We start from the raw sequence: 20,330 nt of genomic DNA on the forward strand, positions 1-20,330 counted from the left end.
ATTCCCCGCACGGAGCGCATCATGGCACTCGATTCATCCGCACATCCGCTGGCTCACCGAGCCATCTGCATCGGCCTCAGCGCCTTGTTGGTTGCCTGCGGAGGCGGCGGGAGCGACGAGCCGGTCGCCCCGCCGGCCCAGCCGGGCAACCCGGTGCAGGTCGATACCGGCGCTGCGCCGGTGCCCACCCCGACGCCCCAACCGCCCCCCAACCCCACCCCTGCCCCGACACCCACCGAGGTCCCCCCTTCCGACGTGGCGCCCGATGTCCCCGTCCAGCCCGACCCGCAGGCCGCCCTGAAGGCCGAAGCTCGCATTTATGCGACGTCGTTGTGGAAGTCCATCGAGGCGATGGAGACCAAGCCGGCGTTCCCGTCGAACAAGGCATGCGTCAATGCCGAGGGCAAGATGAACGCGGTCAACTGGATGTTCATCGGCGAGCTTGCCTCGTATATCTCGAACGTAGTGGCTGCGCGGGACCTGGGCCTGATCACGCCGGAAGACGCCAGCCAGCGCATGGCGCGCATGCTGCCCGCCATCGCCGTGCTGCAGCAGCAGGCGAAGGACAAGGGCGCACCGGGCGGATTGTTCCTCGGCTCGCTCAACAGCACCACGGGCGTGCCGGACGGCGACGTGGGTGTCATCGAGAACGCCTGGGTGGCCACCGGCCTGGCCATGGCCAAGCAGGCCTTCCCGGAACTCGCCGCGCAGGCCGGCGCCATCCTCGCCCAGATGCGCTTCGACACCATGCTGGACCCGGCGAAGCAGCAGTTCTACATCAACTACAACCCCGCCACGCAGCAGAACTCGGGGAGCACCTATGACCTGATGAGCGAGACGCGGCTGATCAGCTATGCGGCCATCGCGCTCGGCAATGTGCCGCGCAGCCAGTACTTCCACCTTGACCGCGTGCCGGAATGGTCCGAGCGCAGCATCGACCAGACGAAGTACCGCACCTATGACGGCGTGCGCGTCTACGAGGCCTCGCGCAGCTTCGGCGGCCGGTCCTTCATCCCGACCTGGGGCGGCTCCGTGTTCGAGACCTTTGCCGTGCCGATCATGATCAACGAGCAGAAATGGGGCATCAATAGCTGGGCGCGCTCGCATCCGAACATGGCCAAGGCGCAGATCCAGTATGGGCTCGACCAGTTCGGCTACTGGGGCTTCTCGCCCGCCACCATTCCGGCCACGGGCGGGTACACCGAGTACGGCGCACCGCCGCTGTCCGTGGCTGGCGGCTACCGCCCGGTGGGGCAGCGCGAGTCCACCCGTGCCGGCCCGGTGGTATCGCCCTACTCCGTGTTGTCACTGATCGAATACGAGCCCGAAGCCGTGATCGACGCCATGCGCAAACTGACGACCAACTTCCCCACCCTGAACCATCCGACATATGGCCTGATGGACAGTGTCGACGTGCAGACCGGCGTCGTATCCAACTGCGCGCTGTACCTCGACAACTCGCTGGCACTGGGCGCCGTGGCCAACTATCTAACCGATGGCAAGCTGCGTGGTTACGTCGACAAGGAATGGGGCCACATCCTCCAGCCGCTGCTGGAGATCGAGGAATTCAGCATCCCGGCGCAGCAGCCCTAGTCCGGCTGCCGTCCCCGGAATGACAAACGCCGCGCCGTCCCCTACCGGACGGCGCGGCGTTTTGTCGCCTTATCGACGACTAGCCAGGTATCAGGCCACCTTCTTGTCGAAGAACTGCTCGTCTTCCGTCGAGCCCTTCAACGCGGTCGTTGACGACTGGCCGCCTTCGATGGCCTGCGTCACGGCGTCGAAGTAACCGGTGCCCACTTCGCGCTGGTGCTTGACGGCGGTGAAGCCCTTCTCGGCCGCGGCGAACTCGTTCTCCTGCAGTTCCACGAACGCGCTCATCTGGTTGCGGGCGTAGCCGTGGGCCAGGTTGAACATCGAGTAGTTCAGCGAGTGGAAGCCGGCCAGCGTGATGAACTGGAACTTGTAGCCCATCGCGCCCAGTTCCTTCTGGAACTTGGCGATCGTGGCGTCGTCGAGGTTCTTCTTCCAGTTGAACGACGGCGAGCAATTGTAGGCCAGCATCTTGCCCGGGAACTTGGCGTGGACGGCCTCGGCAAACTTCTTGGCGAACTCCAGGTCCGGCTTGCCGGTTTCGCACCACACCAGGTCAGCCACTTCGGCGTAGGCCAGTGCACGGGCGATGGACTGCTCGATGCCCGGCTTGGTGCGATAGAAGCCTTCCACGGTGCGCTCGCCGGTCAGGAACGGCTGGTCGCGCTCGTCCACGTCCGAGGTCAGCAGGTCGGCGGCTTCGGCGTCGGTCCGGGCGATCACCAGCGTCGGGGTGCCCGAGACGTCGGCAGCCAGGCGCGCGGCCGTCAGCTTGGCCACGGCTTCACGCGTCGGCACGAGCACCTTGCCACCCATGTGGCCGCACTTCTTCACCGAGGCGAGCTGGTCTTCGAAGTGAACGCCGGCGGCGCCCGCGTCGATCATCGACTTCATCAGTTCGAACGCATTCAGCACACCACCGAAACCGGCTTCGGCATCGGCCACGATCGGGGCGAAGAAGTCGGTGTCACCCTTGCCTTCGCTCCATTGGATCTGGTCGGCGCGCTGGAACGTGTTGTTGATGCGCTTGACCACCATCGGCACCGAGTTGGCCGGGTACAGCGACTGGTCCGGGTACATCTCGCCGGCCAGGTTGGCGTCGCCGGCCACTTGCCAGCCGGACAGGTAGATGGCCTTCAGGCCGGCCTTCACCTGTTGCATGGCCTGGTTGCCGGTCAGCGCGCCGAGCGTGTTGACGAACGGCTCGGTGTTCAGCAGGTGCCAGAGCTTGTCGGCACCACGGCGAGCCAGCGTGTGTTCGATCTGGACCGAGCCGCGCAGGCGCACCACGTCTTCGGCGGTGTAGTGACGTTGAATGCCCTTCCAGCGGGGGTTGGTGTCCCAGTCTTTTTGCAGGGCGTCGATTTGTTGTTGGCGGGAAGTCATGTTCACTCTCCTGATGACAGATGGGTAGTTGGCGAAAATTCGGGTACTTGGCTTCGGATCTTGTGACACCCTGCGTCGCCGTGATTTTGGCGTCTCAGGTCATGTGTCTTATATAAGAGTGTAGGGAAGCTTCCCGCGTCGCAACAGCGCTCATTCATCGTCAGGCAGAGATTTTTATTCCTTAATAATCAGTATGTTGAAAAACAATTTTCACGATGCGGCACGCAATCTTTCATGATGAGAAATGCCCGTTGTGCCGCGCACCCATGTATTTTTGCGCACCAAAACAGCTTTCCACATCATGAAATATTGGCAGCCGAGGACGACACTCGGGCTTTTGCGAGGTCCGGCGACGCCGGTGCGCCTTCCAGATGGTCGACAAATTCGCTGACCATCGTCGCCATGCGCCGGGGCTGGGCCAGCGGCAGCCAGTGGTGGGCCTCCACCTGCCGGCGCCAGAGGTCCGCCACCCATTTGCCGAGGTTCTCGGTGAGTGCGGGACGCACGTAGCGGTCCAGCGTCGGCACGATGACCTGCACCGGCGCATGGGCCCGGCGCTCGCGCGGGGCGCGCAGCCGGGCGCGGAAGTTGGCGCGATAGAGCCGCAGGCCATGGATGCCATCGGCGGTCTGCGTGGGATTGGGCGGCGCGAACAGCCCCTCGGTATGGCGCAGCCAGTGTGTCCAGCCGCGCCCGAGCCAGAGGCGCCAGTGCCATTCGGGCAGCTTGGGAATATGAAAGAAGACGATGTACCACGAGGCCAGCGCCTGCCGCAGCGTGGCGCGCCGCTGCGCCCACGTGCGCCGCTCCGATGTGCGCAGCGCGCTGGCGGCATGGTCGAGGCATGGCCCCGAGCACGAGGTGAACGACGCGATGCGCCCGTAGAGGCGCGGGTCGGTCACGAATTCCCAGCCCTGGATCGATCCCCAGTCGTGGCCGACCAGATGCACGCGCCGATCTGGCGCCACGGCGTCGATGACCGCGATGAAATCATCGGCGAGCCGTTCCAGCCGGTAGTCATCCACGCGCGGCGGCACGTCCGAGGCCCCAGCGCCGCGCACGTCGTACGCAATCACATGGAAGCGGTCGGCCAGCGCCTGCGCCACGCCTTGCCAGACGTGGCTGTTGTCCGGGTAGCCGTGCACCAGCACGATCACCGGCTTGGCGGGATCGCCCCACGCCGTTGCCGCCAGCCGTACGGCGCCGGACTGGACGTGGAAGCGGCAGGCCGGATAGGGATACGGCTGCGGCCCGTCTCGCTCTGTATCTATATGCAGGGGATGGCTGGCAGGCATCGGCGGCAGGCTCCGGGGATGGCGCGATGACAGCCGGTGCTGTCATCGTCGATCCATGCTACGCCGAACGCCGCACCGCCGCGAGCCGCGCGACGGTGTTTGAAACGTGACAAGTCTTGATCAGGCCGCCACGCCGTCGCGGGCCTTGCGGTAGGCCACCCAGTCGCCGCTGTCGATGCGGGCGAGCCCGGCCACGGCAGCATCGGCCACCGGATACAGCAGACATTCGATGGGCGCGCCGTTGCAGTCGACGATGCAGGATTCGCGCAGGAACAGCGTGGCCTGACCCGGGTAGACCTCCTCGATCTCGTCGAGCACGGGCAGCAGCGCGTCGGGGATGTCGTAGAGATCGCCGGTCACCGGACCGGCCGCCGCGTCCGGCACAAGCCCCGGATAGGTGCCGAAGTCATACAGCCGGCCCGCCAGCACGCCCGTGCCGATCAGCATCGGCGCGGCAATGCCATGGCGCGCAGCCGCGCGGTTCAGGTCGTTGACCTCGCCGGCACGCAGCGTACCGTAGACGAAAACGCGGGGCATCAGGACGTCTCCTCGGAAAATAGCCACTCGGGAAGCGGCCATGGTAGAGGAAATATGGCGGATTGAGGCGGCCTGCCGCCTTACATCTGCTTGAACAGGTGCGCGTACTGCCGCGCCACCGGCAGCACTTCCTCGCGGTCGCGCAGCCGCAGCGAGAGCCGGCCCAGCGACTGGGTGATCGCGCTGGCCACGCAGTCGATATTGACCACCGTGCCGCGATGGATCTGCCAGAAGCGGTCCGGGTCCAGCTGCTGCGCCAGTTCGCGCAGGCTGGTGCGGATCAGCGCCTCGCCGCTGGTGGAGACCACGTTCACGTACTTGTCGGTGGCTTCGAGGTAGACCACTTCGTCCACGGGGATGATGCGGACCTCCTGCCCCACCAGCGCCTTGATAAAGCGCAAATACTGCCCGGCGGAACGCGTCGGGGTCTGGTTCTCGAGCGACTCCAGCCGGTGCAGCAGTTGCGCGAGCCTGTCTGCATCGACCATCGCGCCCACGTCGTGGGTCTCGTGGCTGCTGTCCCGCGCCTCCATGCGTGCCTTGAGCCGGCAGACGGTGGCCTCCAGCCGCTCGCGCTGCACCGGCTTCAGCACGTAGTCCACGGCGGCGCGCTCGAAGGCTTCCAGCGCGAACTGGTCGTAGGCGGTGACGAAGACCACCAGCGGCGGGTCGTCGAACTCGATCAGTTCGCGCGCCACGTCCATGCCGCTCATGCCGGGCATGCGGATGTCGAGGAAGGCCACGTCGGGCCGATGTTCGCGCGCGGCATCGAGCGCCGCCACGCCGTCATGGACCACGGCGACGATATTCGCCTCGGGCCAGAGGCCGGCCAGTTCGGACGCCAGCACGCGGGCCAGCAGCAGTTCGTCGTCAGCGATCAGCAGGGTCGGACTCATGGGGTCGGACTCGGGGAGGCAGAAAGGAATCAGGAACTGGAAACGGCAGGCGCGGCCATGGCCGGCGCACTGCCTTGCGCGGGAGCGCGCACGGGGGCGAGCGTGGGATCGGTCCGCCGTACCAGCGGCAGCGTCACCCGCACCACCACGCCGCGCGGGGTGTTTTCTTCCATCTGCATGCTGGCTGTGGCGCCGAAAATCCGCGCCAGGCGCTCGCGCACATGGGTCAGACCCATGCCCGAGCCCTTGCTGTGGCCCTGGCAGAAGCCCACGCCGGTATCGGCGATGATGACCTGCACGCTGCCGTCGCCGGCTTCCCGGGCAGACAGCGTGATCTTGCCGCCACGCATGCAAGGCTCGATGCCGTGCGTCACCGCGTTCTCCACCAGCGGCTGGATCAGCATCGGCGGAATCTCGGCCTCGGCCAGCGCCGGCGGCAGGTCGATCTGGAAGTCGAGCCGCGCGCCAAAGCGCATGCCCTGGATATCGAGATAGCTGCGCAGCAGCTCGAACTCCTGCTTCAGCGTGCACTGCTCCGCCCGCGTGTGTTGCAGCGACATGCGCAGGAAGCCGATCAGCCGCTGCAGCAGTTGCCGCGCCGCGCGCGGATCGGTGGCGATCAGCCCGTCGAGGTTGGCCAGCGAGTTGAACAGGAAATGGGGTTCGATCTGCGCCTGCAGCGCCATCAGCTGGGCGCGCACGAGCTGCTTCTCGGATTCCTCGCGCTGGAGCGCGTCCAGCGCGGCCTGCCGTTCCAGGTAGGCCAGCTTCTCGCGCGACCAGTAGAAATAGATCATGCTCGCCGAGGCCAGCATGCCCACCACCAGGCACATGCGCAGCATGTCGCCGGTCTCGGCCTGCGACTTGACCGGCAGCCCCAGCAGCGCGCGCGTGGCCCAGCTACCGAGCACCACGCCCAGCGGCACGGCCACCACGGCCAGGCACATGAACGGCCAGCGGCGCGGGCGGTCGTTCCACCAGATCAGCACGCGCGGCACGTCGATAAAGACCCAGATCGACAGGCCAATCAGCTGGCTATAGAGGAAGTTGTGCGCGAAGGTGCCACCCGTCTGGAAGCCGTAGTTCAGGCTGACGGCGATCACCGTGTTCATGCAAAGCACGAACAGCAGGTCGCGGCCAAGGATATTCAGCCGCGATGGCAGCGCGGTGGAGAGGCAGCGCTTCATAGGCGGACGTCCGCCAGGATGACGCACCCGTCCCCGGCGACATGGATTTGCCGCATGGTCTTCCCTCCTCGTTGATTCACGGCAATGGCCGCGTGGCATTCTGATGATGCACTGCAGCATGCATCCGCCTGTTAATCGCAATTTGCTTAAAAGGCGGTCTGCGTGAGGGCACTTTACGCCGGACGCGGCGAGGAAGGAAGCATCGTGCGACGAAACGGCGGCACACGGCGCGAAGTGTGCGCCGGGCCGACCGGGAGGCGGGATTTTGGGGAGATCTGTCGTTGGCGACACCCGCGAACGGCCGTTTGAAAGCCGTTCGCGCAGAATCAGGCGGCCAGCGCCGGACGGTTGACGCTCTCGGCCAGCGCCGTGGACACCGTGTCGCGCGACAGATGCGGCGCGAACATATTGATGAACGCGTGCGCGTAGCCGCGCAGGTAGGCGCCCCGCCGCACGGCCACGCTGGTCGTGTTCGGCTCGAACAGATGGTCGGCGGAGATCCGCACCAGGCCGGCGTCCTTGCGGGCGTCGTAGGCCATCGAGGCGATGATCCCCACGCCCAGGTCCAGCTCGGCATAGGTCTTGATCACGTCGGCATCCATTGCCGTCAGCACGATTTCCGGCTGGAGACCGGCATCGGCAAACGCCCCGTCGATCTTGCGGCGCCCGGTGAAACCGGCGTCGTAGGTGATGATCGGGAAATTGGCGATGTCCTCCAGCGTCGGCTCGGGCAGCCGCGTCAGCGGATGCTCGGGCGAGACCACCAGCACGTGCTGCCAGCTATAGGCCTCGAACGAGGTCAGCCCGGCCTCGTTGGCCACGGCCTCCGTGGCGATGCCGATGTCGGCCTGCCCGGTCAGCAGCAATTCGACGATATGGGACGGCGACGCCTCCTGCAGCGCCAGCGTCACATGGGGATATTCGCGGCGGAAGCTCTGCACCACCTTCGGCAGCGCATAGCGCGCCTGCGTGTGGGTCGTGGCCACGGTCAGGCGGCCGGTATGGCGGCCCGCGAACTCGTCGCCGGCCTGGCGCAGGTTCTCGGCCTCGAGCAATAGCCGTTCGACGATGCGGACGATCTCGCGGCCCGGCTCGGTCAGCCCGGTCAGCCGCTTGCCGTAGCGTTCGAAGATCTCCACGCCGAGTTCTTCCTCGAGTTCGCGGATCTGGCGCGACACGCCCGGTTGTGACGTATAGAGCGCATTGGCCACTTCCGTCAGGTTGAACTGACGGCGCACCGCCTCGCGGATCGATCTCAGTTGCTGGAAGTTCATGGGGGCGCTCCTGGGTGCTCTGTTTATAGGGGGCGATCAGTTACGGGTGCCGGCCGTGAAGACGCGCAACTGGCGCGGACGCACCGCCAGCAACTCGCCTTCCCGGAAGCCCGCATGGCGGAAGCGTTCGAGCGGCAGCGCCACCTCGATCACGTCCTGGTTGTCCTCGCGTTCCAGTTCGAGCTGGGCCACCGGGCCCAGCGTCAGCGCGCGGCGCAGCGTGACGGCGATGCCATCGGTGCCCGGCGCGTAGCGCTCCACGTCCAGGTCATGCGGGCGGACGTAGGCCACCGCGTCGCCGGCGGTCTCGTGGCCGCTGCCCACCACGGGCAGCACCGAATCGCCCGTGTGCAGCAGCCCGCCGGTATCGCCCACCTCCAGCCGGCCATGGAACAGGTTCACATTGCCGAGAAAGCCGAACACGAACGGCGTGGCCGGATGGTTGTAGACCGCCTCGGGCGTGCCGAACTGCTCCACGCGACCGTGGTTCATCAGCACCACCTGGTCGGCCACTTCCAGCGCCTCTTCCTGGTCGTGCGTGACGAAGACGCTGGTCACGTGCAGTTCATCGTGCAGGCGGCGCAGCCAGCGGCGCAGTTCCTTGCGCACCTTGGCATCCAGCGCGCCGAACGGCTCGTCGAGCAGCAGCACGCGCGGCTCCACGGCCAGCGCGCGGGCCAGCGCAATCCGCTGACGCTGCCCGCCCGAGAGTTGCGCCGGGTAGCGGTCGGCCAGCCAGTCGAGCTGCACCAGCTCCAGCAGCGACTTCACCTTCTCGCGGATCTTCGCCTCCGAAGGCCGCTCGGCGCGCGGCTTCACGCGCAGGCCGAAGGCCACGTTCTCGAACACGCTCATGTGCTTGAACAGCGCGTAATGCTGGAACACGAAGCCGACGTTGCGCTGGCGCACGTGCTGCGCGGAGGCGTCCTGCCCGCCCAGCACCACCTGGCCCGCATCGGCGCGCTCCAGCCCGGCGATGATGCGCAGCAGCGTGGTCTTGCCGCAGCCCGAGGGCCCCAGCAGCGCGGTCAGCTCGCCTTCGTCGAAATCGAGCGAGACGTTGTCCAGCGCGACGAAATCGCCGAAATGCTTCTGTACGTTCCTGACCTGAATGCTCATGATGGCTGCCCTTGCAGTGTCGGCGCGGGGCGGCTCGCGCCCTCGTCCTGATGTTCCTTGCTGGCGCGGAGTTCCACCAGCGTCTTGATGCCCAGCGTGACCAGCGCCAGCAGCGTCAGCAGCGACGCCACCGCGAACGCGGCCGCGAAGTTGTACTCGTTGTAAAGAATTTCCACGTGCAGCGGCATGGTGTTGGTCAGGCCGCGGATATGGCCCGAGACCACCGACACCGCGCCGAACTCGCCCATCGCCCGCGCATTGCACAGGATCACGCCATACAGCAGGCCCCAGCGGATGTTCGGCAGCGTGATGTGCCGGAAGGTCTGCCAACCGGAGGCGCCCAGCACGATGGCGGCCTCCTCTTCCTCGCTGCCCTGGGCCTGCATCAGCGGAATCAGCTCGCGCGCCACGAACGGGAAGGTGACGAAGATCGTCGCCAGCACAATGCCCGGCACCGCGAACATGATCTTGATATCGTGCGCCTCCAGCCACGGGCCGAACCAGCCCTGCGCGCCGAACATCAGCACGTAGATCAAGCCCGAGATAACCGGCGAGACCGAGAACGGCAGGTCGATCAGCGTGGTCAGCAGCTGCTTGCCCCGGAATTCGAACTTGGCGATGGCCCACGCGGCGGCCACGCCGAACACCACGTTCAGCGGCACGGCGATGACGGCCACCAGCAGCGTGAGCTGGATCGCCGAAACGGCGTCCGGCTCCACGAGCGCGGCGAAGTAGGTATCGACGCCCTTCTTCAGCGCCTCGTAGAACACCGAAGCCAGCGGGATGAACAGGAACAGGCCGAGGAACAGCACCGCCACTGTGATCAGGGTGTAGCGCACCCACGGGGCTTCGCCGGTGGCGTCGTGGCGGTGCGGGGCGCCGGTGTTGGCGCCGAGTCGGGAAATTGCGCCGGCCATGTCAGTTCGCCTCCGGATTGCCGTCAGGCAACGCAGCAGCGCGGCGGCCCGACTGGGAACGGCGCGTCCACGCCTGCAACAGGTTGATCAACAGCAGCAGCCCGAACGAGATCACCAGCATCACCACCGCCACGGCAGTGGCGCCGGCGTAGTCGTACTGCTCCAGCTTCGAATAAATCATCAGCGGGGCAATCTCGGACACCATCGGCATGTTGCCGGAGATGAACACCACCGAGCCGTACTCGCCCGTGGCCCGGGCGAACGACAGCGCGAAGCCGGTCAGCAGCGCCGGCAGGATGGCCGGCAGGATCACGCGCCAGAAGGTCTGGAGCCGCGAGGCGCCCAGGCTGGCAGCGGCTTCCTCAAGCTCACGCTCCACGTCTTCCAGCACCGGCTGCACCGTGCGCACGACGAACGGCAGGCCGATGAAGGTCAGCGCCACCACCACACCAAGTGGCGTAAACGCCACCTTGATGCCGAGGGGCTCCAGATACTTGCCGATCCAGCCATTGCCCGCGAACAGCGCCGTCAGCGCGATACCGGCCACGGCGGTGGGCAGTGCGAACGGCAGGTCCACCAGCGCGTCGATCAGGCGCTTGCCCGGAAAGCGGTAGCGCACCAGCACCCACGCCACCACCAGTCCGAACACGGTATTGATGATGGCCGCCACCAGCGAGGCGCCAAAGCTCAACTGATAGGACGCCACCACGCGCGGCGCGGTCACCGTGGTCCAGAACGCGTCCCACGTCATCGTGAACGTCTTCAGGAACGTGGCCGACAGCGGGATCAGGACGATCAGCGTCAGATAGAAGATGGTGAAACCCAGGGACAGGCCGAAGCCGGGCAGCACGGTAAACCGTTGCGTGCCGGAGCGGGCCGGCCGACGCGGCGCGTCGGTGGGCGCGGGGGCCGCCAGGGTGATCGATGGGGGCATGTCGTCTCGTCTTATGAAGCCGGCGCATAAGGCGCCGGTGTACGAGACAAATTTTGCAGATGCGCCCTTATAAACAGAACGAATCTTTACGAATTTCTTTAATCGTTTTAAATATAAGGGACGGTCGGACTGACCTCGGCGGAGGCATCCCAGGTGTCTGACCCGTCACCTGACGCCAAAATTCGTCCATCGGACTCAATTCTTTGCAGCAAAGTGGCGAGTAAGGCCTGCCCTTCTGGCCACTCGTCCAACCCCGAATCGGCATTGATATGACCGAGATGACCGGCATCGACCAGCTCGCTGCCCCACAGCGTGCCCCAGCAGAAGGCGGTGCGCTGGTGCATCCATGGATCGTTGCGGCTGGCGACGAGAATCGTCGGAAACGGCAGCCGGGAGGTCGGTAGCAGCGAGGCCACGCCGAATTTGTCCGGGTCGGCCGGGGCCACCAGCAGCACGCCCGCCACGCCGGCCGGGTCCAGCACCGCCTGGCGCAGCGTGGCCAGGCACCCGAAACTGTGCGCGACGAGTACCGCCCCGCGCGGCGCCACGCGCTGGGCGCGCGAGATGCCTTCCGAGACCCGTTCCGCCCAGAGCGGCAGGCTGGGGCGCCCCCAATCATGCTGATCGATGCGCTGCCAGTCCGGAAACTTCGCTTCCCAACGGCTCTGCCAGTGGGCCGGCCCACTGCCGTGGAGCCCGGGCACGGTCAGGATCTGCAAGCCGCGCGGCACCGCCAGGCGCGGCGCGGCCTTGCTATCCGGCAACAACGCAGACAACGAAGCGATCGATGCAGTCATGCGGGCTCCCTTGGCGCGGCAGTCGATGAATGTTCCGTTGCATGCAAGTGACGTGCCGACACCGGCTCCCCGGCCACAGCCACGCCCTGCCCCAGCGCGATGCCCGCGTCCTGCAGCCGCGCCACGGCCACGTCGTCCTGCAGGCGGCGGCCGATCAGCGTCACGCCGGCGGTATCGGCGCTCGCACGGAGGCCGGATAGCTGGCGGTCGGTCCAGGTGCGGCGCATGTCGAGCTTGAGCCAGTCCGGCAGCGCGTGCGCCATCAGCGCACCGGCCTCGGCCGGGTCCGATGCCTGCAGGCTCACCTTGAAGCCGTTGCGCCGGTAGTTGCCCACCACGTGCAGCAGCAGCGGCAGGTCATCATTGGCGCTAGCCGGCACCTGGATCACGAAACGATCGATCGGCAGCCCCAGCGACTCCAGCGCGCGCCGGAACGCCGCGCCGTGGTCGTCCGCCACGGCGGCCAGCAGCCGATTGTGAACATTCAAGACAAGCTGATGGGAACCATCGGCCGCGAAGTAGTTGATGGCGTGCACCAGCCGCGACAGGCGGTCCAGCGAGACCAGCGAGGCATCGTCCGCCGCCATCGCGAACAGCTTCCACGCGGCCAGCCCCACGCCGTCCTCGGCATAGGTGCGGATGGAGCCCTCATGGGCCACCACCTCGCGCGCCGCCAGCGTCACCAGCGGCTCGAACGCGCTGGTCAGCGAGCAGTTGAAGTACTGGCCCTGCACCTGCCCGCGCGCATCGCGCCACAGCTCGCGCCCCGGCACCGGCTCACGCGGCAGGGTGTCGAGATAGGTGGCCAGCGGGCTGGCCGACGAAGACAGGGCTTGCGTCGAAAGGGTCATGGCAACTCCGCCGGCAACGCCGGTGTGTGGATGGCCTGATGGATCATCATAGAAGGTCGTCCGATAAAGGGGAGACGAAGTTTGTGGCCGCAGCGGGATGGCATGCGCCTACCCTCTCCCCCGCCCCTCTCCCGGAAGGAGAGGGGAGAAAGAGAGGCATTTCAAATGCTGAATGTGGTCTCCCCTCGCCCGCTTGCGGGAGAGGGGTCGGGGGAGAGGGTGGGCGCGTCAAACACCACGTGCGTCGGCTCTGCCTTCCGCATCACGCGGTCGAGCACCGCCGCCTCCAGTTCCGCAAACGCCGCCGCGCCGCGTTGGCGGGGCCGGGGCAGGTCCACGCGCTGGTCCAGCGCGATGCGGCCGTCCTCGATCAGCACCACGCGGTCGGCCAGCGCAATCGCCTCGGACACATCGTGCGTAACCAGCAGTGCCGTGAAGCCGAGCCGGCGCCACAGGGACTCGATCAGCCCCTGCATCTCGATGCGCGTCAGCGCGTCCAGCGCGCCGAGCGGCTCATCGAGCAACAGCAGGCGCGGATGATGGACCAGCGCCCGCGCCAGTGCCACGCGCTGCCGCTGGCCGCCGGAGAGTCGCGCGGGCCATTCGCCGGCACGCTCGGCCAGCCCCACCTGGGCCAGCACGTTGGCCGCGTCGTCGCGGCGCGTGCGCGGCAGGCCCAGCGCCACGTTGTCCAGCACGCGCTTCCACGGCAGCAGGCGCGCGTCCTGGAACATCACGCGGATGTCCTCGCGCACCGCCTTGCCTGCCTTTGCTTCGCTGGTGTCGATGGTGACGGCGCCGCCATCGGCCGCCTCCAGCCCCGCCACCAGCCGCAGCAGCGTGCTCTTGCCGCAGCCGCTACGTCCGACGATGGCCACGAACTCGCCCGGCTGCGCCTGCAGGTCGATGCCGTGCAGCACCTCCCGCCCGTTGTAGCGCTTGACCACCTGCTCCACGCGCAGGGACACCCCCCCTGAAGGTCGGGTATCGCGCGTCACCGGCCGCGTCGGGGCGCGGGCGGCCAGCCCTGCGTCGAGGTAGGCCAGCGCCGCTTGTTCCACCGGATGGGTATGCATCGTCGACTCCTTGTTCGTTGTCATGCCGCGTTCAGGCGGACTGGTAGCCCGGATGCCAGCGCAGCCAGAAGCGCTCCAGCGCGCGCGACAGCACATCCGCCAGCTTGCCGAGCAGCGCGTAGAGCAGGATGCCCACCAGCACCACATCGGTCTGCAGGAATTCGCGCGCGTTCATCGTCATATAGCCGATACCTGACTGCGCAGAGATCGTCTCGGCAACGATCAGAATCACCCACATCAGGCCGAGCGAGAACCGCACGCCCACCAGGATGTTCGGCAGCGCGCCGGGCAGGATCACCTCGCGGTACAGCCGCCAGCCGGACAAGCCGTAGCTGCGCGCCATCTCCACCAGCCCCGGGTCCACCGCGCGGATGCCGTGGTAGGTATTCAGGTACACCGGGAAGAACACGCCCAGCGCCACCAGGAACAGCTTGGCGGTCTCGTCGATGCCAAACCAGAGGATCACCAGCGGAATCAGCGCCAGCGTGGGGATGTTGCGCACCATCTGGAGCGTGCTGTCGAGCAGCGTGGCGGCGGTGCGGAAGGTGCCGGTCAGCAGCCCGAGCGCGAGGCCCAGCCCGCCGCCCACGGCCAACCCCACCACCGCACGCCAGGTGCTGACCCAGACATGGCGCCACAGCTCGCCGGAGGCGGCCAGCGTCCACGCGGCCTCCACCACGGCCAGCGGCGCCGGCAGCACGCGGTTGGACAGCCAGCCCAGTTGCGAGGACGCCTGCCACACGCCAATCAGCAGCACCGGCACGATCCACGGGGCGATGGCCTGCGCGTTGATGGTCGGCACGGAAATGCGTTTCGATTGAGACATCTTGAGACCCCCCCGCGCTAGCTCTGCGACGCACGCGGCACGATGCCGGTGGCCATCACTTCGCCGAACGGCCCGGACAGCACCTGTCCCGGCAGCTTCTCCCGCACGGTGCGCGGCAGCAGCGGGAAAACCAGCTCGGCGAAGCGGTACGCTTCTTCGAGGTGCGGGTAGCCGGACAGCACGAAGGTGTCGATGCCCAGCGCCGCGTATTCCTCGATACGCGCCGCCACGGTCTGCGGATCGCCGACCAGCGCCGTGCCGGCACCGCCGCGCACCAGCCCCACGCCGGCCCACAGGTTAGGACTGATCTCAAGCGCCTCGCGGGTGCGCTTGGCCCCGCCCGCGTGGAGCGCGGCCATGCGGCGCTGCCCTTCCGAATCCATCTTGGCGAAGACGGCCTGCGCGCGCGCCACGGTCTCATCGTCGAGCCGGCTGATCAGGTCCTCGGCGGCGGCCCAGGCGGCATCGTCGGTCTCGCGCACGATCACATGCAGGCGGATGCCGAACTTGACCGTGCGGCCATGCTTCGCCGCGCGGGCGCGCACATCGGCCAGCTTCTTCGCCACGTCTGCCGGCGGCTCGCCCCAGGTCAGGTAGGTATCGACCTGCTCGCCCGCCAGTTCGTGCGCGGCCTCGGACGACCCGCCGAAGTACACCGGCGGATGCGGGCGCTGCACCGGCGGGTACAGCACCCGGGCGCCCTTCACGGTCAGATGCTTGCCGCTGAAGTCGATCTGCCCGCTGTCATGGCTGGCGGCCAGCACGTCGCGCCAGATGCGGATGAACTCCGCCGAGGCTTCGTAGCGCGCCGCATGGTCGAGGAACACACCATCGCCTTCCAGTTCCGCCACATCGCCGCCGGTGACCAGATTCACGAGCAGCCGCCCGCCGGAGAGCCGGTCGAACGTGGCCGCCATGCGCGCGGCCAGCGTCGGCGTCATCAGGCCAGGCCGCACGGCCACCAGGAACTTGAGCTGGCGCGTCACGGCGGACAACGCCGACGCCGCCACCCACGGGTCTTCACACGAGCGGCCGGTGGGAATCAGCACGCCTTCGTAACCGAGCGTATCGGCGGCGACGGCAATCTGCTTCAGATAGTCGAAGCTGACCTCGCGCGCGCCTTCGGACGTGCCCAGGTAGCGGCTGTCGCCATGGGTGGGGATGAACCAGAACAGTTGCATGTCGGGCCTCGTGATGTATCTAGATGTGCGGATCTGGGGGATCAGCGTTGTGCCTGCTGGGTCGATGCCTTGCCGGCCGGCGGCGTCCAGGCGGCATCGGCCACCTGGATCGGCTTGGGAATCAGCTTGAGCGTGTGGAAGGCATCGGCAATGCGCTGCTGCTCGGCCAGCACAGCGCGCGTGACCGGCTTCGCGCCATAGGAAAATCGGGAAACGGCGAGGTCTAGCACGGTGGCGTCGAGGCCGGTTTCCTTCACCAGCACCGCGCTGGCGTCCTTCGGATGCTTCTCGGCCCACTGGCCCAGTTGCGCGAGTTCGTCGAGGATGGTGCTCACCACGTCCGGCTTGGCCTGCGCGTAGGGGCGCGAGGCCAGGTAGAACTGGTGATTGCTGACCACGTTCTTGCCATCCGCGCTGCGTCCGTCGATCAGCACGCGCGCGCCCAGCTGCTTCTCGGCGGCGGCCAGAAACGGGTCCCAGATCACCCAGGCGTCCACGGCGCCGCGCTCGAAGGCAGCCCGGGCATCGGCGGGCGGCAGGTAGACCGGCTGGATCTCGCTGTAGGCCACGCCGGCCGCCTCGAGCTGCTTCACCAGCAGGTAGTGCACGTTCGAGCCCTTGTTCAGCGCCACGCGCTTGCCGCGCAGGTCCGCCACGGACTTCAGCGTGGAGCCCTTCGGTACCACGATGGCCTCGGCGGTGGGCGCGGGCGGCTCATTGCCGATGTAGGCCAGTTGCGCGCCGGCGGCCTGCGCAAAGATCGGCGGGGCCTCGCCCACCGTGCCGAAATCGACGGCGCCGACGTTGAGCCCCTCCAACAGCTGCGGGCCGGCCGGAAACTCGGTCCACTTGACCGTAATACCCTGCGGCGCAAGACGTTTCTCAAGCGTGCCGCGCGCCTTGAGCAGCGTCAGCGTGCCGTACTTCTGGTAGCCGATGCGCAGCAGCTTCGGGTTCACAGTCTGCGACTGGGCCTGTACCGGGGCGGCCAGCAGCCCGTAGGCCAGGCCGGTGGCGAGTACCAGCGCGCCCGTCAGCAGGCGGCGGCGTTTGAAAAGGGAGCGAGCGATGGGCGATGTCATGCGAGTTGTCCTAAATCTGTCTGAAAGTGGAATCGGATAGCAACCGGCGACAGGCCTCCCTGCCGGCTGGCGAATAGCGGCATCGGGCAAGCGGTCTTCCGGGAATGCGGCGCGCGTCAGGCGCGGGCGCGGGGGATTCAGGTCAGGCGGGACATCGCCGGCGGGCGATGCGGAACAGGCTGGCGGACATCGGGCGCTCCTTGTTGGGTCTTCCTGATGGGTCTTCCGGATGGGCCGGGGCGGCGCACGCGATGGCGCCACCCCGTGACGGATTTACTTCCGGCCCGGCTGGTAGACCTGGTCGAACGACCCGCCATCGGCGAAGTGCGTCTTCTGGGCCTTCTGCCAGCCGCCAAATACCTCGTCGATCGTGAACAGCTTCACCTTCGGGAAGTTGGCCGCGTACTTGGCCGCCACCTTCTCGGAAATCGGCCGGTAGTAGTTCTTGGCGGCGATTTCCTGGCCCTCGTCGGTGTAGAGGAACTGGAGGTAGGCTTCGGCCGCCTTGCGGGTGCCCTTCTTGTCCACCACCTTGTCCACCACCGCCACGGGCGGCTCGGCCAGGATTGAGACCGACGGGGCGACGATATCGAACTTGTCCGGACCCAGTTCCTTGATGGCCAGGATGGCCTCGTTCTCCCAGGCGATCAGCACGTCGCCCAGGCCGCGTTCCACGAAGGTGGTGGTGGCACCGCGCGCGCCGGAATCGAGCACCGGCACGTTCTTGAGCAGCGCCGAGACGAAATCGCGGGCCTTGGCATCATTGCCGCCCGGCTGGCGCAGCGCATAGCCCCACGCGGCCAGGTAGTTCCAGCGCGCGCCGCCCGAGGTCTTCGGGTTCGGGGTGATCACCTGCACGCCCGGCTTGATCAGATCGCCCCAGTCCTTGATCTGCTTGGGATTGCCCTTGCGGACCAGGAACACGATGGTCGAGGTGTACGGCGAGGCGTTGTGGGGGAGGCGCTTCTGCCAGTCCGGCTTGATCCAGCCCTTTTCAGCGATGGCGTCGATGTCGTAGCCGAGGGCCAGCGTGACCACGTCGGCGTCCAGCCCGTCGATCACGGAGCGGGCCTGCTTGCCCGAACCGCCGTGCGACTGGCGAATCGTCACCGCATCGCCACCCTGCGCCTTCCAGGCCTTGGCGAAGGCCGCGTTCACATCCACGTACAGCTCGCGCGTGGGGTCATACGATACGTTCAGCAGATTGGTGGCCGAGGCGGTCTGGGCGGCGCCGAGCGCGGAAAGTACGGCGAGGCCGATGGCCAGCTTGCGAATCATCTTGTCTTGCTCCCGTCTAGTGTCGTGAATGGCGTGGAAACCGGCCCGGATGGCTTCCGGGCTTCTGTCAGGGTTAGAGACTACCGACGGGGTCTTCTGAACGGAACGAATGGTTTCGCCGATCCAAGCACGAAATCCGCATAAGAACGGGCAGGAATATGCACATATTCCAACCCAAAGGCACCGGGCGGCGCCCAAAAAAGAAAGCCCGCGAAGCCGGAGAAGCATCGCGGGCCAAGTTTCCATTTCCGGAAACGGGTAGACAAGTCATGAAGAGCGCCCCCGCATCTCCATGACGGATGCCATCGTAACGACGCTCCCCCCAATTCAACTTGACCCACATCAAGTATCGGCCACGCCCCGGCCTCCTCCCCTCGTCCGTTGCCGCCAATCCACTGCCAGGGAAGGCGGCACACGTCACCCCTTTTAAGGTTTCTGCGATTTAAGCGAGGGCCCCTGACGTCCATCATTCGCTGCATGCGGGACGCCTTCAATAGGTGGAAATGATCTGAAGACTGCCCGGCCCCCTTAGACCCAGAAGGTAGGAAGTGAATATCATGAACAAGTCATACAAGAGTATCTGGTGCCAGAAGACTGGCACCTATGTTGCGGCCTCCGAAGCCGCCAAGTCAGGCGCCAGGAAAATCAAGTCCACGGCCGCCTTGCTGGCTATCAGCGCGTCAATCCTGGCTGCCGAGGAAACGAAGGCCGGCTCACTGGACGGCGGCACCGCAACCGGATCCAATGGTTCGATCGCCATCGGGACTCGAGCCGAAGCAAGCGGCACGGGCTCCATTGCGCTCGGCAACCCCGGTTCATTCCATGCTATGGCGGTGGCCAGCGGCACGGATAGCATGGCGCTCGGCAATGGTTCCACGGCCTCCGGACAGGCCAGCACGGCGGTTGGCGCGGATGCCAAGGCGACTGCCTCGATGACCAGCGCTTTTGGCCCCAACGCCCAGGCCACCGGCGTGCTTTCCACGGCGCTCGGCGCGTACTCCGTCGCCAGCGGCTATAACTCCGTCGCGCTCGGCGCCCAGTCCACCGCCACGCGCGCCAACACGGTAGCAATCGGCAATGCCGACACACAACGCGTGATCACTCACATGGCAGGCGGCTCGTTGGATACCGATGGCGCCAACGTGGGCCAGTTGCGAGGGATTGCGGCGGGGTTAGGCGGTGGCGCTGCCGTGAATCCTACCGGCACCATTGCCGCCCCTGTCTACAACGTCGCGGGCGCGGACCGGAGCAACGTCGGGGCGGCCCTTTCGGCCCTTGACGCAGCAACCGTGCAGTTCAATGGCGCCGAGGGCGCCGCGAACCTTCAGAACAAGAAGATGGTCAATGTGGCCGCTGGCACGGTGTCCTCCGGCAGCACCGAGGCCGTCAATGGCGCTCAACTCAATGCGACCAACACCACTATCGAGAATCTGACAAGTCAAATCAACAACGGCACGACCGGCCTGGTACAGCAAAATGCCACGACCAAGGCGATCACCGTCGCCAAGGACAAGGCTGGCACCCAGGTCGACCTGACCGGCACGGCCGGCGCCCGGCAGTTGCGCGGCGTCGCCAATGGCACGGTCGCGGCCGGCAGCCTGCACGCCGTCAACGGCGGCCAGCTCCATGGCGTCAGCAGCTCGGTGGCYASCGCGCTGGGCGGCGGCGCTGCGGTCAACGGCAATGGCACCGTGTCGGCACCGACCTACACGGTTGGCGGGACGACCGTCAACAACGTGGGCAGCGCCATCACTAATCTCGATGGTCGCGTGACCACCGTGGACAATCGCGTGACGACGATCGATGGCCGGGTGACCAACGTCGAAGGCTCGGTCACGAACCTCACCAGCAACATCAACAACGGTACGGTGGGCCTGGTCAAGCAGGACGCCACCACCAAGGCGATCACCGTGGCCAGCGACAAGGCTGGCACGCAGGTGGACCTGACCGGCACCGCCGGTGCTCGCCAGTTGCGCGGCGTCGCCAATGGCACGGTCGCGGCCGGCAGCCTGCACGCCGTCAACGGCGGCCAGCTCCATGGCGTCAGCAGCTCGGTGGCTACCGCGCTGGGCGGCGGCGCTGCGGTCAACGGCAATGGCAC

General features: G+C 66.8%; 18 protein-coding genes. 2 read left to right on the forward strand and 16 right to left on the reverse strand.

All coding sequences use genetic code 11. The features are described from left to right. Window positions 1–21 precede the first annotated feature (21 nt). Entirely contained in the window at window positions 22–1,593 is a 1,572-nt protein-coding gene (locus tag AC1DP9_RS26585; protein ID WP_477108949.1) for a glucoamylase family protein, read from the forward strand. Between the two features lie 90 nt (window positions 1,594–1,683). Here AC1DP9_RS26585 and aceA read toward each other — a convergent pair whose 3' ends face one another. The 16 genes from aceA to AC1DP9_RS26665 form a co-directional block, all read right to left on the reverse strand. After that, window positions 1,684–2,979: an isocitrate lyase gene (aceA, locus tag AC1DP9_RS26590; protein WP_092289378.1), complete on the reverse strand. Its 1,296-nt coding sequence runs from the start codon at window positions 2,977–2,979 to the stop codon at window positions 1,684–1,686. Window positions 2,980–3,278: 299 nt separating this feature from the next. Beyond that, window positions 3,279–4,274, reverse strand: a complete 996-nt coding sequence (locus tag AC1DP9_RS26595; RefSeq protein WP_477108950.1) for an alpha/beta fold hydrolase — start codon at window positions 4,272–4,274, stop codon at window positions 3,279–3,281. 120 nt (window positions 4,275–4,394) lie between these two features. Further along, a complete protein-coding gene (locus tag AC1DP9_RS26600) occupies window positions 4,395–4,811 on the reverse strand; it encodes a gamma-glutamylcyclotransferase family protein (protein WP_477108951.1) in 417 nt (138 codons plus the stop codon). An 80-nt stretch (window positions 4,812–4,891) separates the two neighbouring features. Further along, complete coding sequence (locus tag AC1DP9_RS26605) at window positions 4,892–5,707, reverse strand: LytR/AlgR family response regulator transcription factor (RefSeq protein ID WP_477108952.1); 816 nt, start codon at window positions 5,705–5,707, stop codon at window positions 4,892–4,894. 29 nt (window positions 5,708–5,736) lie between these two features. Next, on the reverse strand, window positions 5,737–6,894 hold the full coding sequence (locus AC1DP9_RS26610) for a sensor histidine kinase (RefSeq protein ID WP_092289385.1): 1,158 nt from the start codon (window positions 6,892–6,894) through the stop codon (window positions 5,737–5,739). A 326-nt stretch (window positions 6,895–7,220) separates the two neighbouring features. Continuing rightward, window positions 7,221–8,168, reverse strand: a complete 948-nt coding sequence (locus AC1DP9_RS26615; RefSeq protein ID WP_092289387.1) for a CysB family HTH-type transcriptional regulator — start codon at window positions 8,166–8,168, stop codon at window positions 7,221–7,223. A 36-nt stretch (window positions 8,169–8,204) separates the two neighbouring features. Then, complete coding sequence (locus AC1DP9_RS26620; RefSeq protein WP_092289389.1) at window positions 8,205–9,287, reverse strand: sulfate/molybdate ABC transporter ATP-binding protein; 1,083 nt, start codon at window positions 9,285–9,287, stop codon at window positions 8,205–8,207. Continuing rightward, on the reverse strand, window positions 9,284–10,204 hold the full coding sequence (cysW, locus tag AC1DP9_RS26625; RefSeq protein ID WP_441593587.1) for a sulfate ABC transporter permease subunit CysW: 921 nt from the start codon (window positions 10,202–10,204) through the stop codon (window positions 9,284–9,286). The genes AC1DP9_RS26620 and cysW overlap by 4 nt, the downstream gene beginning before the upstream one ends. Before the next feature lies 1 nt (window position 10,205). Then, on the reverse strand, window positions 10,206–11,138 hold the full coding sequence (gene cysT, locus AC1DP9_RS26630) for a sulfate ABC transporter permease subunit CysT (RefSeq protein ID WP_092289392.1): 933 nt from the start codon (window positions 11,136–11,138) through the stop codon (window positions 10,206–10,208). Between the two features lie 107 nt (window positions 11,139–11,245). After that, window positions 11,246–11,935 carry an RBBP9/YdeN family alpha/beta hydrolase gene (locus AC1DP9_RS26635; protein ID WP_477108953.1) on the reverse strand — a complete coding sequence of 230 codons (690 nt, stop codon included), beginning with the start codon at window positions 11,933–11,935 and terminating at the stop codon, window positions 11,246–11,248. Beyond that, window positions 11,932–12,786, reverse strand: coding sequence for an EAL domain-containing protein (locus tag AC1DP9_RS26640; protein ID WP_092289396.1), 855 nt, complete (start codon window positions 12,784–12,786; stop codon window positions 11,932–11,934). Before AC1DP9_RS26640 ends, AC1DP9_RS26635 begins: the two co-directional genes overlap by 4 nt. A 161-nt stretch (window positions 12,787–12,947) precedes the next feature. Then, window positions 12,948–13,862, reverse strand: coding sequence for an ATP-binding cassette domain-containing protein (locus AC1DP9_RS26645; protein ID WP_477108959.1), 915 nt, complete (start codon window positions 13,860–13,862; stop codon window positions 12,948–12,950). Between the two features lie 31 nt (window positions 13,863–13,893). Further along, window positions 13,894–14,688 carry an aliphatic sulfonate ABC transporter permease SsuC gene (gene ssuC, locus AC1DP9_RS26650; RefSeq protein ID WP_477108954.1) on the reverse strand — a complete coding sequence of 265 codons (795 nt, stop codon included), beginning with the start codon at window positions 14,686–14,688 and terminating at the stop codon, window positions 13,894–13,896. 17 nt (window positions 14,689–14,705) lie between these two features. Continuing rightward, window positions 14,706–15,869: an FMNH2-dependent alkanesulfonate monooxygenase gene (ssuD, locus tag AC1DP9_RS26655; protein ID WP_092289401.1), complete on the reverse strand. Its 1,164-nt coding sequence runs from the start codon at window positions 15,867–15,869 to the stop codon at window positions 14,706–14,708. Window positions 15,870–15,910: 41 nt separating this feature from the next. After that, a complete protein-coding gene (locus AC1DP9_RS26660; protein ID WP_477108955.1) occupies window positions 15,911–16,951 on the reverse strand; it encodes a sulfonate ABC transporter substrate-binding protein in 1,041 nt (346 codons plus the stop codon). A gap of 273 nt (window positions 16,952–17,224) precedes the next feature. After that, window positions 17,225–18,229: a sulfate ABC transporter substrate-binding protein gene (locus tag AC1DP9_RS26665; protein ID WP_092289404.1), complete on the reverse strand. Its 1,005-nt coding sequence runs from the start codon at window positions 18,227–18,229 to the stop codon at window positions 17,225–17,227. A 557-nt stretch (window positions 18,230–18,786) separates the two neighbouring features. Here AC1DP9_RS26665 and AC1DP9_RS26670 point away from each other — a divergent pair. Beyond that, window positions 18,787–20,330 (forward strand): ESPR-type extended signal peptide-containing protein (locus AC1DP9_RS26670; RefSeq protein ID WP_477108956.1); only part of this gene is annotated, 1,544 nt, incomplete at its 3' end.

Source organism: Cupriavidus sp. 01L43, assembly GCF_056399925.1.

What these genes read in the sequence shown, in the direction of transcription:
- AC1DP9_RS26635 (WP_477108953.1), bottom strand. Translation starts at nt 11,935, where the DNA reads ATGACTGCATCGATCGCTTCGTTGTCTGCGTTGTTGCCGGATAGCAAG.
- cysW (WP_441593587.1), bottom strand. Translation starts at nt 10,204, where the DNA reads ATGGCCGGCGCAATTTCCCGACTCGGCGCCAACACCGGCGCCCCGCAC.
- AC1DP9_RS26610 (WP_092289385.1), bottom strand. Translation starts at nt 6,894, where the DNA reads ATGAAGCGCTGCCTCTCCACCGCGCTGCCATCGCGGCTGAATATCCTT.
- AC1DP9_RS26620 (WP_092289389.1), bottom strand. Translation starts at nt 9,287, where the DNA reads ATGAGCATTCAGGTCAGGAACGTACAGAAGCATTTCGGCGATTTCGTC.
- AC1DP9_RS26640 (WP_092289396.1), bottom strand. Translation starts at nt 12,786, where the DNA reads ATGACCCTTTCGACGCAAGCCCTGTCTTCGTCGGCCAGCCCGCTGGCC.
- AC1DP9_RS26605 (WP_477108952.1), bottom strand. Translation starts at nt 5,707, where the DNA reads ATGAGTCCGACCCTGCTGATCGCTGACGACGAACTGCTGCTGGCCCGC.
- AC1DP9_RS26600 (WP_477108951.1), bottom strand. Translation starts at nt 4,811, where the DNA reads ATGCCCCGCGTTTTCGTCTACGGTACGCTGCGTGCCGGCGAGGTCAAC.
- AC1DP9_RS26665 (WP_092289404.1), bottom strand. Translation starts at nt 18,229, where the DNA reads ATGATTCGCAAGCTGGCCATCGGCCTCGCCGTACTTTCCGCGCTCGGC.
- AC1DP9_RS26595 (WP_477108950.1), bottom strand. Translation starts at nt 4,274, where the DNA reads ATGCCTGCCAGCCATCCCCTGCATATAGATACAGAGCGAGACGGGCCG.
- ssuD (WP_092289401.1), bottom strand. Translation starts at nt 15,869, where the DNA reads ATGCAACTGTTCTGGTTCATCCCCACCCATGGCGACAGCCGCTACCTG.
- AC1DP9_RS26615 (WP_092289387.1), bottom strand. Translation starts at nt 8,168, where the DNA reads ATGAACTTCCAGCAACTGAGATCGATCCGCGAGGCGGTGCGCCGTCAG.
- AC1DP9_RS26660 (WP_477108955.1), bottom strand. Translation starts at nt 16,951, where the DNA reads ATGACATCGCCCATCGCTCGCTCCCTTTTCAAACGCCGCCGCCTGCTG.
- AC1DP9_RS26585 (WP_477108949.1), top strand. Translation starts at nt 22, where the DNA reads ATGGCACTCGATTCATCCGCACATCCGCTGGCTCACCGAGCCATCTGC.
- cysT (WP_092289392.1), bottom strand. Translation starts at nt 11,138, where the DNA reads ATGCCCCCATCGATCACCCTGGCGGCCCCCGCGCCCACCGACGCGCCG.
- aceA (WP_092289378.1), bottom strand. Translation starts at nt 2,979, where the DNA reads ATGACTTCCCGCCAACAACAAATCGACGCCCTGCAAAAAGACTGGGAC.
- ssuC (WP_477108954.1), bottom strand. Translation starts at nt 14,688, where the DNA reads ATGTCTCAATCGAAACGCATTTCCGTGCCGACCATCAACGCGCAGGCC.
- AC1DP9_RS26645 (WP_477108959.1), bottom strand. Translation starts at nt 13,862, where the DNA reads ATGCATACCCATCCGGTGGAACAAGCGGCGCTGGCCTACCTCGACGCA.